This is a genomic window from Streptomyces sp. NPDC048270 (assembly GCF_040652335.1).
Classification (GTDB): domain Bacteria; phylum Actinomycetota; class Actinomycetes; order Streptomycetales; family Streptomycetaceae; genus Streptomyces.
This window is the reverse complement of the sequence record NZ_JBEZLV010000029.1, coordinates 52211-65875: the sequence shown is the minus strand read 5'-3', so window position 1 is coordinate 65875 and position 13665 is coordinate 52211. Positions and strand designations below refer to the sequence as shown.

Below are 13665 nucleotides of genomic sequence, written 5' to 3'. Positions count from 1 at the left end.
GTTCGCTCCGCCAGGCGACCGCACTTCCGCTTCCCCGCGATCAGGAGAGGCAGATGACACAGCCGTACGACCACACCACCACCGGCAACGACACCAGACGCCCCGCACCAGGGGAACTCATCGGCAGGGAAGCCGAGATGGCGCAGATCACGGCCGCCCTGGCCGCCGCCCGGCACGGCCGGGGCGGAGCGGTCTTCGTCACCGGCGAACCCGGCATGGGCAAGACCCGGCTCGCCGCCGAAGCCCTGGCCGCCGCGAGCCGGGCGGACATGGCCACGGCGCAGGGCCGCGCCGGCACGATGGGCCCCAGCGTGCCGTACCGGCCGCTGGTCGAAGCGCTGCTCCGGCTGTCCCGCGCCGGCCTGCTGCCGGAGCCGGGCGAGCTGGGCCGCTACGGGGCCGTGCTCGGCCACCTGCTGGGCGGGACCCGGGCCGCGGGGGCCGGGGACCCGTCCCCCCTGGTGGTCGCCGAGACGGTGCTGCGCCTGACCGCCGTCCTCGGACGGGAGCGGGGCTGCCTGCTCCTCCTCGACGACCTGCACGACGCCGACGCGGGGACGCTGGCCGTCGTCGAGTACCTGCTGGACCACATGGGGCAGCAGCCCGCCGTGCTCCTGCTCGTCGCGGGGCGCGAACCGGGCGACGCGGCCGAACTGGCCGCGCGGGCCCGCCGGCGCGGGGCCGCGACCCTCCTCGAGCTGCGGCCCCTCAGCCGCTCCGAGGTGCGCCTGCTCGTCGCCGCCGAGCTGGGCACCGCCGCCTCGGAGGCCGGCGCCGAGCTCGTGCGGCGGGCGGTGGCCTGCGGCGCCGGGATCCCGTTCGTGGTCAAGGAGCTCGTCCACGACCTCACCGCCTCCCCGCCCGGCGACGGGCGGACACCGCCGGTTCCCGCGGCCGTCGTGGACGACATCAGGCGGCGGACCGCGAAGCTCGGCCCGTTCGGAGTGGAACTCCTCAGCGCGGCCGCCCTGTTCGGCCCGCGCTTCGCGCCCGAGGTGATCCAGCACGCGACCGGCCGCGACCTCGCGGAGCTGTCCGTGACCCTGCACGCCGCGGTGGCCGCCTGCCTGATCGTGCCGGACCCGTCGAACCCGCGGTGGTACGCCTTCCGGTACCCGCTGGCCGCCGCGGCCCTGCTCGACGGCCTCGGGCCGGGCGAGCGCGCCGGGCACGCGCGGCGGGCGGCGCGCGCCCTGGCCGACCTGCACCCCGGGCTGCCGGGGACGTGGTGCGCGCAGGCCGCCGAGCTGTACGCGCAGGCCGGGGACGCGCGGGAGGCCGTACGGCTGTACCGCGAGGCGGCGGAGCGGGCGACGGCCGGGGGCGCGCTGGACCGGGCGGTGGAGCTGCTGGACCGGGCCCACCGTCTCGTCGACTCCGCCGCCGCGCCCGGAGCGCACGCCACCGTACTGGAGGAGCTGCTCGACGCCGTCGCCCGCTCGGGCCGCCTCGACCGGGTGCCCGCCCTGGTCGCCGGCCTGGACGCGCTGGGCGGCGACCCCGCCGCACCCCCCGGGCGCCGGGCCGGGCTGCACGCACGACTGGCCCGGATCGCCACCCTGAGGGGCCGCCCCGCGGAAGCCCTCGGGCACCTCGACACCGCCCGCTGGCTGCTCGGGGAGGGCCCGGTCCCGGCCCACGCCGCCCTCGTCGACCTCGCCGCCGCCCATGTGGAGCTGTGCCGGTCCGCGCCCGACCGGCTGTCCGCCGCCGCCGGCTTCGCCCGCCGCGCGGCGGACGCGGCCCGGCACGCCGGCCTGCCGGCCGTGGAGGGCGAGGCCCTGCTGGTACTCGGGGAACTGGCCCGGGAACGGGACGAGCCGGCCGCGCGGGCCCACCTCGCGAGGGCCTGCGCCCTCGCCCACGATCACCGGCTCCCCGCACTCAGGGTGGCCGCCGAGGCGGGCCTGGCCCGGATCGCGGCGGGCCGCGACGGCCGGCCCGCGCGCATCGAGCGGGCCCGGCAGGAGGCCCTGCGGACGGGCGCCCTGCCCCTGGCGCACGAGACCGGCTTCGTCCTCGCCCTGGAGCACGTCCGGCGCTGCGAGTTCGGGGCCGCCCGCGACCGGATCCGCGCGGACGCGGCCGACGCCGCCGGGCTGGGACTGGGCCGGGCCCTGGCCCTGCTGCGGCTGGCCGACGCGGTGCGCTGCGCCCACCAGGGGCGGCGGGCCGAGATGCGGCAGGCACTGGACGCGCTGGCCCCGCACCTCGACGACGCGCCGGGCCTGCGGTCCATGGCGTACGGGATGGCGCGGGCGTTCTGCTCACTGCTGGAGGAGCGGCACGAGGCGGCCGAGCAGGAGTTCGCCCAGGCCCTCGCCTACGACGCGGAGAACCCCTCGACCGGCGACTTCGGCAGGCACGGCGTCATCCTGCTGCTCGGGGTGCTGGCCGGGCGCATGGGCCGGCGCCACCACGCCGAGGTGGCGGAGGCGAGCGTCAGCGGCACCCGCTGGAACCGTCCGTTCGTAGGGCTGGCGCAGGCCGTGCTGCTGGGCCGGGAGGGTCGCACCGCCGAGGCGACGGCCGCGGCGCGCGCCGCCCTGGAGGCGGCCGAGCCCTACCCCGTGGCACGCCACCTGTGCCTGCGGCTGGTCGCGCGCACGGCGCACACGGACGGCTGGGGCGCCCCGGCCGACTGGCTGCGCGAGGCGGAGGAGTACTTCCACGGCGCCGGCCTCCAGGCGGTCGCGGGCGCCTGCCGGGCCCTGCTGCGCGGGATGGGCGCCCCGGTCCGCCAGCGCCGCTCCGGCACCGAGCAGGTGCCGGCGGCCCTGCGCCGGTGCGGCATCACCGCCCGCGAGTTCGAGGTAGCCCGGCTGCTCGCCGAGCGGATCGGCAACAAGGACATCGCCGGCCGGCTGCACATCTCGCCCCGCACCGTCGAGAAGCACGTGGCGAGCCTCCTGCAGAAGACCGGCCACCCCAACCGCTCAGCGTTCGCCTCGGCCGCCCGCGACCTGGTCACCGGCACCGGCACCGGCGCCCCGGTGCCGGCGTGATCGGCGCGGCGCCCGCTAGGGGGTGCCCGACGGGGAGAGCGCGCCGGCCGCCGCCAGGGTCACCACGCGGTCGAAGCGGCCGTCGAGGTCCTCGTCCCCGTGGTGCACGACCAGGAGGGAGCGCCCCTCGGTCCGCTCCCGCAGGGTCCGCAGCACCAGGTCCCTGCCGTCCGCGTCGAGGTTCGAGAACGGCTCGTCGGCGAGGTACACGTCCGCGTCCTCGCACAACAGCGCCGCGATCCCCACCCGCTGCCGCTGGCCGGAGGACAGCTGCGAGGGCAGCTGGTCGGCCAGCCCGTCCAGGCCCATCGACGTGCGCAGCCGTTCGTCGGCGACCAGTTCGCGCACCGGCAGCGGCGGCAGGTTCACCGGGAGGGTCAGGCTCGCGACCCGGGGCGGCAGGGTGACCGCACCCGCGTCGGGGGCGAGCGTCCCGGAGATGATGTGCAGGAGGGTGCTCTTGCCGCAGCCGTTGGGGCCGCGCAGCAGTACGTGCTCGCCCGCGGCCAGCGAGAAGTCGCCGATCGACACGTCGGCGCCGTCGCCGTACCGCACCAGCGCCCCGCGGACCCGCACCACCGTTCCCTCCTCGTGGTACGGCGCCTCGCGGGAGTCGCGCAGGGCCTGGATCCGCTTGAGGACCGCGGTGCTCCGGCGGGCCTGCGGGATCATGTTGACGAGGTCGAAGATGCCGGTGACGGCCCGCCACAGCGAGTTCACGAAGGCGAGGAAGCTGCCGAAGGACATCCTGCCCGTGAAGACGAAGAAGGCCCCGATGACCATCGAAGCGGTGTCCGACAGGTTCATGACGAGGTCGCTGAGGGTCCTCTGCCGCAGCGACAGGCGGTAGTTGACGAACTTGATGCCGAGGAAGCCCCGCAGCGCGTCCCGGTTCACCGCACGGGTGCCCGGCAGCAGTGACGGCAGCCCGCGGAGCGCGTGGAAGGACTCCAGGGTCCGGGTCAGCCGGTTGATGTACCCGGCCTCCGCCTCCCGTTCGGGCTCGGTGTTGTCCTCGATGCGCCGGGCCAGCCGGTTGCTCACGAGCACCAGCGGCGGCACGATCACCAGCAGGATGAGGCTGGCCTGCCAGGACAGGTACAGCAGCACGCCGAGGAAGACCAGCGAGGCGACGGCCTGCCGCGCGATGCGGACGCAGACGTCCACGGCCGGCAGGACGCCCTCGGAGACGTCGTTGTGGATGCGGCTGACGTACGAGGCGTTGCCCGCCGCCGAGACCTTCCGGCCGTCCAGGGCGATCGTGCGGCCCAGCAGCTCCGTCTCCAGCACCAGCGTGAACGCGTTCTCGCACCGCTTGCGCCACGCGGAGATCGCGTAGCCCGCGAGGTTGAGGGTGAGCCCCAGCACCAGGTAGCCGGCGCCGAGGACGAGGAACCGCCGGAAGTCCGCCGCCAGGATCGCCTGGTCGAACAGGGCCTTGAGCAGGAGCGGGTGCAGCAGCGCCTCGAGCCCGCCCGTGGCCGCCTCGGCCGCCGTGATCACGACGAACCGGGTCCGGTGGCCGCTCAGCGTGAGCCACAGCTGTTTCACCGCGAGACCTCGTCCAGCAGGAAGTCCGCCGTGCCACCGCCGTTCACGCGGTGCAGCACCCGCAGGACGCCCGCCGAGCCGGTCAGGTAGTCGCAGGAACAGCGCAGCAGTCCCTCACCCGGAACGCCCAGCGGGGCCGTCCCGTCCGGCCGGGGCACCGCGAAGCGCTCGGCGGGCTCGAAGAGGAACACTTTCCGGACGAAGTCGAGCTGCCGCAGCGCGGTGTCCCGGTAGGAGCGGTCGCCGGTGAACTCGGCCGCGTCCAGCAGCGCGTCGGCCACACCGCTCATGCCGAAGGCGTACCCCGGCAGCACCGAGTGCCCGGCGTCCAGCCCCCGCAGGACGGTCCGCGCGGAGTCCAGGTCCCCGTAGCGGAGCAGCACCTGCGCCACGCCCGCGGAGCCCACCTCCACGTACGGCTCCATCGTCCCCTCGTGCTCGAACATCACCGGACTGCCCGGCACATCGGGATCCAGCGGCTTGGCGTGGGCCATCTCCCAGGCGAGCGCGTCCTGCCCGAGCCGCAGGTAGCGCTCCTCCCCGGTGACCTGGTGCATCCGCAGCAGGAACAGCGCCACCCCGGCCTGCCCGAAGCCCAGACCGGTCAACGGTCCCTTGGACGAGAACTCGTTCAGCCAGTAGGCGTACCGGCCTTCGCGCTGCGCGGCGGCGCACAGCACGCGGGCGCACTCCCGGGCCGCGGCGAGGTCGCGCGGGTCGTGGCCGCGCAGGAAGAAGCGCAGGTTCGTCATGCCCAGCCCGGCGAGGCCGTAGTAGAAGGTGTGGTCGCCCGTCTCGGGGGCGCGCCGGTTGGCCACGGCCAGCAGTTCCCCGGCCTCGGCCCCGAGCCCGAGCGAGTCGGCCGCCCAGGCCATGCCGGCCAGCCCGCTCATCAGCCCGTCCGGGTACTGCGCCACGTCGACGCGGGCCAGCTCGCCCCGCAGCCAGGCGCGCCATTCGGGCCGTATCCCGATGCCCGAGGCGTTCAGCGACCACAGGACGCCGCTCGCCCCGAAGCCCAGGCTCAGCGGGTTGGTGACGTGCGCGAAGGGGTCCACGGGGAAGAGGGTCGCCCGGCCGGTGTCGGCGACGGCCTCGACGAAGGCGGCCACCCCGGCCTCGGCCCGCGCCAGACCGAGCCGCTCCTCGACCACCGGCCGCACGGGTGCGGCCTCGACCCGGCCGATCAGCTCCGCCTCGTCCTCCAGGGCCTCGAGCACCTCCGGCAGGGTGATCCGCGCCCGTGACAGGCCGGTGAGCAGCTCGTGGATGCGCTCGGGCCAGCCCAGGGCGTCGGTGAAGATCCGGTAGGTGCCGAGGACGTCCTCACGCAGGTACGACATCGCCGCGATCGGGAAGATGAAGTAGGCCATGGTGTTCGCCAGCCCGTACAGGTCGCCCTCGGGCCCGGAGGCCTTGTACAGGCTCCGGGACAGGCTGAACCCCGGCGTGAACAGCTCCACCGGCTTCTCCAGCGCGGCGTCGTCGCCCCCGGCCCCGGATCCGTCTCCTGCCCCCGCCTCCGTTCCGGACCCGCCCTCGGCCAGCCGGCACGCCTCCAGGTCGACGATGGTCACCTCATGGGTGTCGGGGTCGATGAGGAGGTTCGCGGGGGTGAAGTCGCCGAGGACCACCCGGCGTTCGTGGGCGGCCTGGATCGCGCGCGCCAGACCGCGGAAGACGGCGATGAAGATCCGCAGGAACTCCCGGGACCGGTCGATGTCGAACTCCGGCCGGGCCAGCGGGTTGCGCTCCAGCAGTACGGAGCGGACGTCGGAGCCCTCGACGAACTCCTCGGCGATGTAGTGGTGTTCCCAGTGCCGGAAGGTGGCGATCGGCTTGGGATACGAGCCGGCGTCGGCCAGCCGGTTCAGGAACCGCCACTCCCGGGCGAGGATGTCCACGGCGTCGTGGTCCTGGCGCGGGTTGATGTTGGTGTGCGGGCGGGCCTCCTTGAGGACCACCTTCCGGTCCCCGTCCGCCGTGTCCTCGGCCGTGTACACACCCCCGCTGTTGGAGAACTGGATCGCCCCGGTCACCCGGAAGCGGCCGCCGAGGAGGGCCTCCCCCTCGTCCTCCTCGGCGGGCTTCCAGTCGGTGAACGGCCACGGCACCCACCACGGCTGGGCGTACCCGGGCCGCCGGTCGTCCGGGACGGGTCCGTCCGGTCCGAGGACGTGCGGCACCCGCCGCCCCAGGACGTCGACGGCGTGCGTGTCGAGGAACTGGCCGTAGCGGAAGTAGAGCGCCTTGCTGTCCCGGTACCGCAGGTCCGACAGCACGTAGGCGCCCTCGACGCCCTCCAGGACGCGGGCCAGGTCGGCCAGGCAGGCCCGGAACTCCTCCTCGTCGCGCGGGTAGACGGTGACGAGCTTGCCGCCGCTGCCCCGGGACATGGCCTTGGAGTTGAGCATCTCGAAGATGTTGAGATCGAGGGCGATCTTGAAGTCGATCCCGTGCGCCGTCAGATGGGCGATCACCGATGCGGCGACCTCGCGCACCGTCCCCAGGTCCGCCGACACGTGGATCTTCCAGCCCTGCGCCGGCAGGTCCGGGTCGTGCCGGTGGCTCCACCAGATGCCGCTGCGGACGAACCGCGCCCGCACCCGCTCGTCGAGCCCGGCGAGGAAGTGGTCGGGCCTGGGCTCGTAGGCGACGTCGAGGGGGTCAAAGAACAGCGTGTCGTTCCAGGCGAAGAGGAATCGGTAGACCCATCGTTCGTTGCGCATGTCCGCCTCTGTGATCGTCCGAGGGCCGCCGCCGGCAGCGGCTGGTGAGCAACGGGGAACAGCGGTCCGTACCGGGGCACAGCGCGCCCCCGTACGGACCGCCGTCGGGGCTACACCGGCTTGGTGGAACAGCAGGTGCTGCTGCTGCTCGTCAGACTGACGACGGCAGCGCTGTTGTTCGTCGCCACGGGCTGCAGGTTCTGGAGCTTGAGTACGCTCATCGGGGTCACCTCCTCGGGAGTCGAGTGGAGCCGGAGTCGGAATCGCCGTACACGGCCGGTCGGCCATGCCCGAGTCAACGCCACCGGCCCCACCCGCACATGGGAGCTCCCCACCCGTCATTCGCCCGCGCCACCCCCAGGAACGGGCCGCCCGGACGGGCCGCAAACGGTGGTGGGCCGCACGGAGGCGGCCCACGAGATGTTTTCCGGGGTGTGGAAAAACGTCCGGGCCGGCCCCCCTGAAGGGGAGCCGGCCCGGATGCCGGGATCAGACCAGGTCGAACCGGTCGAGGTTCATGACCTTGTCCCACGCGGAGACGAAGTCCTTGACGAACTTCTCCTTCGCGTCGTCGCTCGCGTAGACCTCCGCGAGCGCGCGCAGCTCGGAGTTCGAGCCGAAGACGAGGTCGGCGCGAGTGCCGGTCCACTTGACCGCGCCGGAGGCGTCACGGCCCTCGAACTCGTCCTGCGCCGAGGACGTCGACTTCCACGTCGTGCCCATGTCGAGCAGGTTGACGAAGAAGTCGTTGGACAGCGTGCCCGGCTTGTCCGTGAAGACGCCGTGCTTCGAACCGCCGTGGTTGGCGCCCAGGACGCGCAGACCGCCGACGAGCACGGTCAGCTCGGGGGCGCTCACCGTCAGCAGGTTCGCCCTGTCGACCAGCAGGAACTCGGCCGGCAGGCGGTTGCCCTTGCCGGTGTAGTTGCGGAAGCCGTCGGCCGCCGGCTCGAGCGCGGCGAAGGACTCGACGTCCGTCTGCTCCTGCGAGGCGTCGACACGGCCCGGCGTGAACGGCACCTCGACGTCGACGCCGCCGTCCTTGGCCGCCTTCTCGACGGCAGCGGAGCCCGCGAGCACGATCAGGTCGGCCAGCGAGACCTTCTTGGCGCCGGCGTTGAAGGACTCCTGGATGCCCTCGAGCGTACGCAGCACCTGCGCGAGGTCGTCCGGGTTGTTGACCTCCCAGGTGCGCTGCGGCTCCAGGCGGATGCGGGCGCCGTTGGCGCCGCCGCGCTTGTCGCTGCCGCGGAAGGAGGAGGCCGAGGCCCAGGCCGCGGAGACCAGCTGCGCGATGGTGAGGTCCGAGGCGAGGATCTGCTCCTTGAGGGAGGCCGCGTCCGCCGCGTCGATGAGCTCGCCCTCACGCGCCGGCAGCGGGTCCTGCCACAGCAGGGTCTCGGAGGGGACCTCCGGGCCGAGGTAGCGCACGACCGGGCCCATGTCGCGGTGCGTCAGCTTGTACCAGGCGCGGGCGAAGGCGTCCGCGAACTGGTCGGGGTTCTCGTAGAAGCGCCGCGAGATCTGCTCGTAGACCGGGTCGAAGCGCAGCGACAGGTCGGTGGTGAGCATGGTCGGAAGGTGCTTCTTCGAGGCGTCGTGCGCGTCGGGGACGATCGCCTCGGCGTTCTTCGCCACCCACTGGTTCGCGCCGGCCGGGCTCTGGGTGAGCTCGTACTCGTACTCGAAGAGGTGCTTGAAGAAGTCGTGGCCCCACTGGGCGGGGGTGGTGGTCCAGGTGACCTCGAGACCACTGGTGATCGTGTCGGCGCCCTTGCCGGTGCCGAAGGAGTTCGCCCAGCCGAAGCCCTGCGCCTCGAGCGGGGCGGCCTCGGCGTCGTCGCCGACGTGGTCCGCCGGGCCGGCGCCGTGCGTCTTGCCGAAGGTGTGGCCGCCGGCGATGAGGGCGACGGTCTCCTCGTCGTTCATCGCCATGCGGCGGAACGTCTCACGGATGTCGCGGGCCGCGGCGACCGGGTCCGGGTTGCCGTTGGGGCCCTCGGGGTTGACGTAGATCAGGCCCATCTGGACCGCGCCGAGCGGGCTCTCCAGCTCACGGTCGCCGGTGTAGCGCTGGTCGTCGAGCCAGGTGGTCTCGGGACCCCAGTACACGTCCTCGTCGGCCTCCCACACGTCGGCGCGGCCGCCGGCGAAGCCGAAGGTCTTGAAGCCCATCGTCTCCAGGGCGACGTTGCCAGTGAGGATCATGAGGTCGGCCCAGGAGATGGACTGGCCGTACTTCTGCTTGACCGGCCACAGCAGGCGGCGGGCCTTGTCGAGGTTGACGTTGTCCGGCCAGGAGTTCAGGGGGGCGAAGCGCTGCTGGCCGGCGCCGGCGCCGCCGCGGCCGTCGCTGATGCGGTACGTGCCCGCGCTGTGCCAGGCCATACGGATCATGAGCGGCCCGTAGTTGCCGAAGTCGGCCGGCCACCAGTCCTGCGAGCTGGTGAGCACCTCGGCTATGTCCCGCTTCACGGCCGCGAGGTCGAGGGCCTCGAAGGCGGCCGCGTAGTCGAACTCCTCGCCGAGGGGATTGGCCACGGCGGGGTTCTTGGCGAGGATCTTCAGGTTGAGGCGCTCGGGCCACCACTGGCGGTTTCCGCCGCCCTGGGTGGGGTGCGGGGCGCGCTCGTGGGCGACGGGGCAGCCTCCCGTGCCCTCCGTTTTGGCGTCTACGACGATTGCATCGTGGTTCTCAGTCATGGGAATCCTTCCGGACCAGGCGGACAGCGGTGCTCGACGCCGAGTGGTCACCGTCCCGGACGGTCTCGAATGACTCCTGCCGCTTTGGGGTCATTCATCCTCTTGGCTATCAACGAAACCGATCCTACGATGGACAGAATCCAAGTCAAGACGGACACCAAGCCAATATCCCATCGGATCTCCGACGCACCCGCGACCACGGACATCCCGCCGAGCCTGAAAAGGGTGAGCCGATATGAGTGATCTGCTGGAACGGCTGCGGAGCCGCGGCTGGCGGATGACGTCCCAGCGGCGTGTCGTCGCGGAGGTCCTCGACGGCGAGCACGTGCACCTCACGGCCGACGAGGTGCACGCCCGCGCGGCGCGGCTGCTGCCCGAGATCTCCCGGGCGACCGTCTACAACGCCCTGGGCGAGCTGGTCACCCTCGGTGAGGTCGTGGAGGTCTCCACCGACGGCCGGGCCAAGCGCTACGACCCGAACGCGCACCACCCGCACCAGCACCTGGTCTGCTCCGGCTGCGGCCTCATCCGCGACGTCCACCCCACGGGCAGCCCGCTGGCCGGGCTCCCCGCGGAGGAACGATTCGGCTTCACCGTGTCCGGGGTCGAGGTCACCTACCGGGGGCTGTGTCCGGCCTGCGCGTAGCGGCGCCGTCGGCCGCCACGGCGACCGGCAGCTCCCGTACGGCGTGGAACCTGAAGCTGGTCGACCAGGGCACCTCCTGCGCCGGGCAGGCGAGCCGGAGGGACGGCAGGCGGCGCAGCAGCGTGCCGAGGGCCAGGGTGACCTGCATCCGGGCCAGCGGCGCACCGAGGCAGTAGTGCAGCCCGTGGCCGAGCGCGAGGTGGGCCTTGTCCTCCCGGTCGAGGTCGAACCGGTCCGGTGCGGGGTAGCGCGCCGGGTCGCGGTGGGCGGCGGCGAGGGAGAACAGCACCGTGTCCCCGGCGGGGATCCGCACCCCGCCGATGTCGACGGGCTCGGTCGGGAACCGCCGGATCGCGGTGTGGTTCGGGTGCGAGTGGCGCAGCAGCTCCTCCACGGCCTGCGCCATCAGCTCGGGGCGGTCCCGCAGCGCCGCCAGCTCCCGCGGGTGCGTGAGCAGCGTGAGCAGGCCGTTGCCCAGCAGGTGCTGGACGTTCTCGCTGCCGGCCATGAGGAGGAGGAAGGCCAGCGACACCAGCTCGTTCTCGGTGAGCCGGTCCTCCTCGTCCCGGGCCGCGATCAGGTCCGAGAGGATGTCGTCACCGGGCCGGGCGCGGCGCCGGGCCACCAGGTCGAGCAGGTAGCCGTGGATGGCCCCGATCGCGGAGACGAGGTCCTCCTGGGACGCCGGGGCGAGCATGGCCCCCACCCAGTCGGAGAACGCCCCCCGCTCGGCCTCGGGCACGGCGAACAGCTCGCCGATGACCGTGAGGGGCAGGGGCCGGGCGAACTCCGCGACCACGTCGGCCCGGCCCTCGGCCGCCAGGCGCTCCGCCAGCCGGTCGACCCCGGCGTCCACCGCCGCCTGGACCGAGCCGCGCAGGGCTTCCACGTGGCGGGGGGTGAACCCCTGGGACACCAGGCGGCGCAGCCGCAGGTGGTCCTCCGCGTCGATGTTCAGCAGGTTCGCGTCGAGGGCCGGGGGCAGGGCGAAGCCCTTGAAGCCGGTACCGGAGTGCCGCTTGTTGACGGACAGCCGGGGGTCGACGAGGCCCTGGCGGACATCGGCCTCCCGGGTCACCAGCCACACCGGCGAGCCGTCCGGCAGGGCGACGCGGTGCACGGACCCCTGCTCGCGCAGTCGTGCGTACATGGCGTGCGGGTCGGCCGGGAAGCCGGGCCCGAAGGGCTGGGGGAGGGCCGTGGGGGCGGTATTCAGGGTCATGCGGGTTCCTTGGGTGGTGTTGCGGGGGACTTGGGGCCGCCGGCGTGGCGGACGGCGAGGGGGGAGGACATGGCGCGGGCCAGCCTGCGCTGGAAGGCGAGTTCGGCCGCGAGGTCGCCGGGGGCCGCTGCCATGGGCGTCCTGGGCCGGCGCTGGGGCGGGAGGTCGCGGCGCTTCGCGTCGATCGCGTTGCTGAGCTGGGCCGCCTCCACCACGGCCGCCAGCTCCTCGCCGCGCAGGCCGGCCCGCTCGGCGTCGTGCCGGGCCAGCTCGGCCACCTCCGCGTCCATCCAGGTGCGCAGGGCCCACTGCGCGTCGCGGATCTCGATCACCATGCGGTACAGGCGGGTGCGCAGGTCCAGGGCTCGGGTGAACGGCAGGACCGGTTCCGGCACGTGCTCGGTCAGGCTCCGGTGCAGGGGGCCCAGCGCGCGCAGCGCGGTCCGGTGTCCCAGCCGGTCGCGCAGGGAGGTGAGGTGAGGGCCCCAGTCCGGCAGGATCCAGCCGATCGTCTGGACGATCACCGCGATGGCCACCCCGATCTGGGCGACGGGCTCCCAGGCGCGTCCGTCGTGCCCGAGCTGGGCCGCGACGACGTCGGCGGTCCGGGCGCCGGTGTAGACGAGCGCGAAGGGCAGGGTGAGGGCGACCATGCGCAGGCCGCGGCGCAGCCACGGGGACGGCGCGATCCTCGCGTACCGCGCTCCCATGACGCCGACCTGCACCTGGTTCGCCGTGAACGCGGCGAGGTAGACGAGCAGGTAGGCCGGGGTGAACCCGGCCCGGGCGACCGCGAAGTCGTGCGGTGCCTCGCCGTGGGCCGAGGCGGCGAAGAACAGCACCGCCATGGTGACCAGGACCAGTCCCAGGGCGATCACGCGGGGGACCGCCTTGCGGCGGGCCGCCTCCGGCCCGTGCCGGAAGTGCAGCAGTACGAGCTGCTGGCAGACGGTCATGACGACCACGCAGCTCTGGGTCAGCAGGCCGGAGAAGTTCTCGATGCCGGCGAGCTCGCTGACCCGCACCCAGACGGACGGGGTGGACACGGTGAAGATGACGAAGAGCAGCAGGAAGTTGGCGACCAGGGCGACCTGGGGGACCGAGCGGTCCGTCCTCAGGACCCGGGCCTTGTAGCCGAGGGCGATCAAAGCGACGGCCGAACACAGCGGATAGAGAAGGGTGTTCACGCCGGGCCCCGTGCCGCGGGGGACTCCAGCGAGCTCAGCCGCTCGGCGATCTCGCGGGCTTGCGGCGGCACGGTCCAGGTGGGTTGGACGTTCCAGGTGCCGATGATCCCGCCGATCAGCGAGCCCACCAGCTCGGCCTCCTGCTCGGCCTCGGAGTCGCCGTGTTCACGGCCCATGACCCGCCGTACGAGCGCGGGGTCGAGCGAGGGCATCAGCAGGCGCGAGGCGTCGGCGCCCATCACGGGCGAGGTGTCGTGGTCGCACACGACATGGCCGATCTCGTGGAGGATCACCTGCTGCTGGTGGACGGGCACCAGGCGCTCCTCGGCGAAGATGTAGTCACGGGTCTCGGTGGCGACCCACAGGCCGTGCGGCCCGGCAGAGGGGAGCGGGAGGGTGACGATGTGCACCTGCCGGTCGCGCAGGGTGCCGACGTGGGCGCACAGTTCGCCGATGGACAGTTTCTCGCCCGGCGGCAGACGCAGGCCCCGCACCTTCTCCCGGCACCGCTCGGCCAGTGGGTTGGCGGCCGGGCCGCCGCGTCTTGATCGCCAGCGCACGACGATCACAGCACGTCGACGCTGAGTGCCGCACCGCTGGACATCCTGATCCCCCCGAGTGA

General features: G+C 73.4%; 9 protein-coding genes. 2 read left to right on the top strand and 7 right to left on the bottom strand.

The window, feature by feature from the left end:
* Positions 1-53: 53 nt before the first annotated feature.
* Entirely contained in the window at positions 54-3005 is a 2952-nt protein-coding gene (locus tag AB0D66_RS24225) for an AAA family ATPase (RefSeq protein WP_362307160.1), read from the top strand.
* Positions 3006-3020: 15 nt separating this feature from the next.
* Here AB0D66_RS24225 and AB0D66_RS24220 read toward each other — a convergent pair whose 3' ends face one another.
* The 4 genes from AB0D66_RS24220 to katG form a co-directional block, all read right to left on the bottom strand.
* Positions 3021-4556, bottom strand: coding sequence for an ABC transporter ATP-binding protein (locus AB0D66_RS24220; protein WP_362307157.1), 1536 nt, complete (start codon positions 4554-4556; stop codon positions 3021-3023).
* Entirely contained in the window at positions 4553-7285 is a 2733-nt protein-coding gene (locus tag AB0D66_RS24215; protein ID WP_362307155.1) for a lanthionine synthetase LanC family protein, read from the bottom strand. The genes AB0D66_RS24220 and AB0D66_RS24215 overlap by 4 nt, the downstream gene beginning before the upstream one ends.
* 110 nt (positions 7286-7395) lie before the next feature.
* Positions 7396-7506: a class III lanthipeptide gene (locus AB0D66_RS24210; protein ID WP_208948659.1), complete on the bottom strand. Its 111-nt coding sequence runs from the start codon at positions 7504-7506 to the stop codon at positions 7396-7398.
* Positions 7507-7774: 268 nt separating this feature from the next.
* On the bottom strand, positions 7775-9988 hold the full coding sequence (gene katG, locus AB0D66_RS24205; protein WP_362307152.1) for a catalase/peroxidase HPI: 2214 nt from the start codon (positions 9986-9988) through the stop codon (positions 7775-7777).
* 235 nt (positions 9989-10223) lie between these two features.
* On the opposite strand from katG, the gene AB0D66_RS24200 reads away from it, so the two are divergent.
* Positions 10224-10634 carry a Fur family transcriptional regulator gene (locus AB0D66_RS24200; protein ID WP_362307149.1) on the top strand — a complete coding sequence of 137 codons (411 nt, stop codon included), beginning with the start codon at positions 10224-10226 and terminating at the stop codon, positions 10632-10634.
* On the opposite strand, the gene AB0D66_RS24195 is transcribed toward AB0D66_RS24200, so the two are convergent.
* From AB0D66_RS24195 to AB0D66_RS24185, 3 genes are read right to left on the bottom strand one after another with little or no spacing between them, the layout of a single operon-like run.
* Entirely contained in the window at positions 10600-11856 is a 1257-nt protein-coding gene (locus tag AB0D66_RS24195) for a cytochrome P450 (protein ID WP_362307146.1), read from the bottom strand. The two genes, AB0D66_RS24200 and AB0D66_RS24195, sit on opposite strands and share 35 nt — an antisense overlap.
* Positions 11853-13043 carry an MAB_1171c family putative transporter gene (locus tag AB0D66_RS24190; protein WP_362307143.1) on the bottom strand — a complete coding sequence of 397 codons (1191 nt, stop codon included), beginning with the start codon at positions 13041-13043 and terminating at the stop codon, positions 11853-11855. The genes AB0D66_RS24195 and AB0D66_RS24190 overlap by 4 nt, the downstream gene beginning before the upstream one ends.
* Positions 13040-13603: a hypothetical protein gene (locus tag AB0D66_RS24185; protein WP_362307140.1), complete on the bottom strand. Its 564-nt coding sequence runs from the start codon at positions 13601-13603 to the stop codon at positions 13040-13042. Before AB0D66_RS24185 ends, AB0D66_RS24190 begins: the two co-directional genes overlap by 4 nt.
* Positions 13604-13665: the final 62 nt, after the last annotated feature.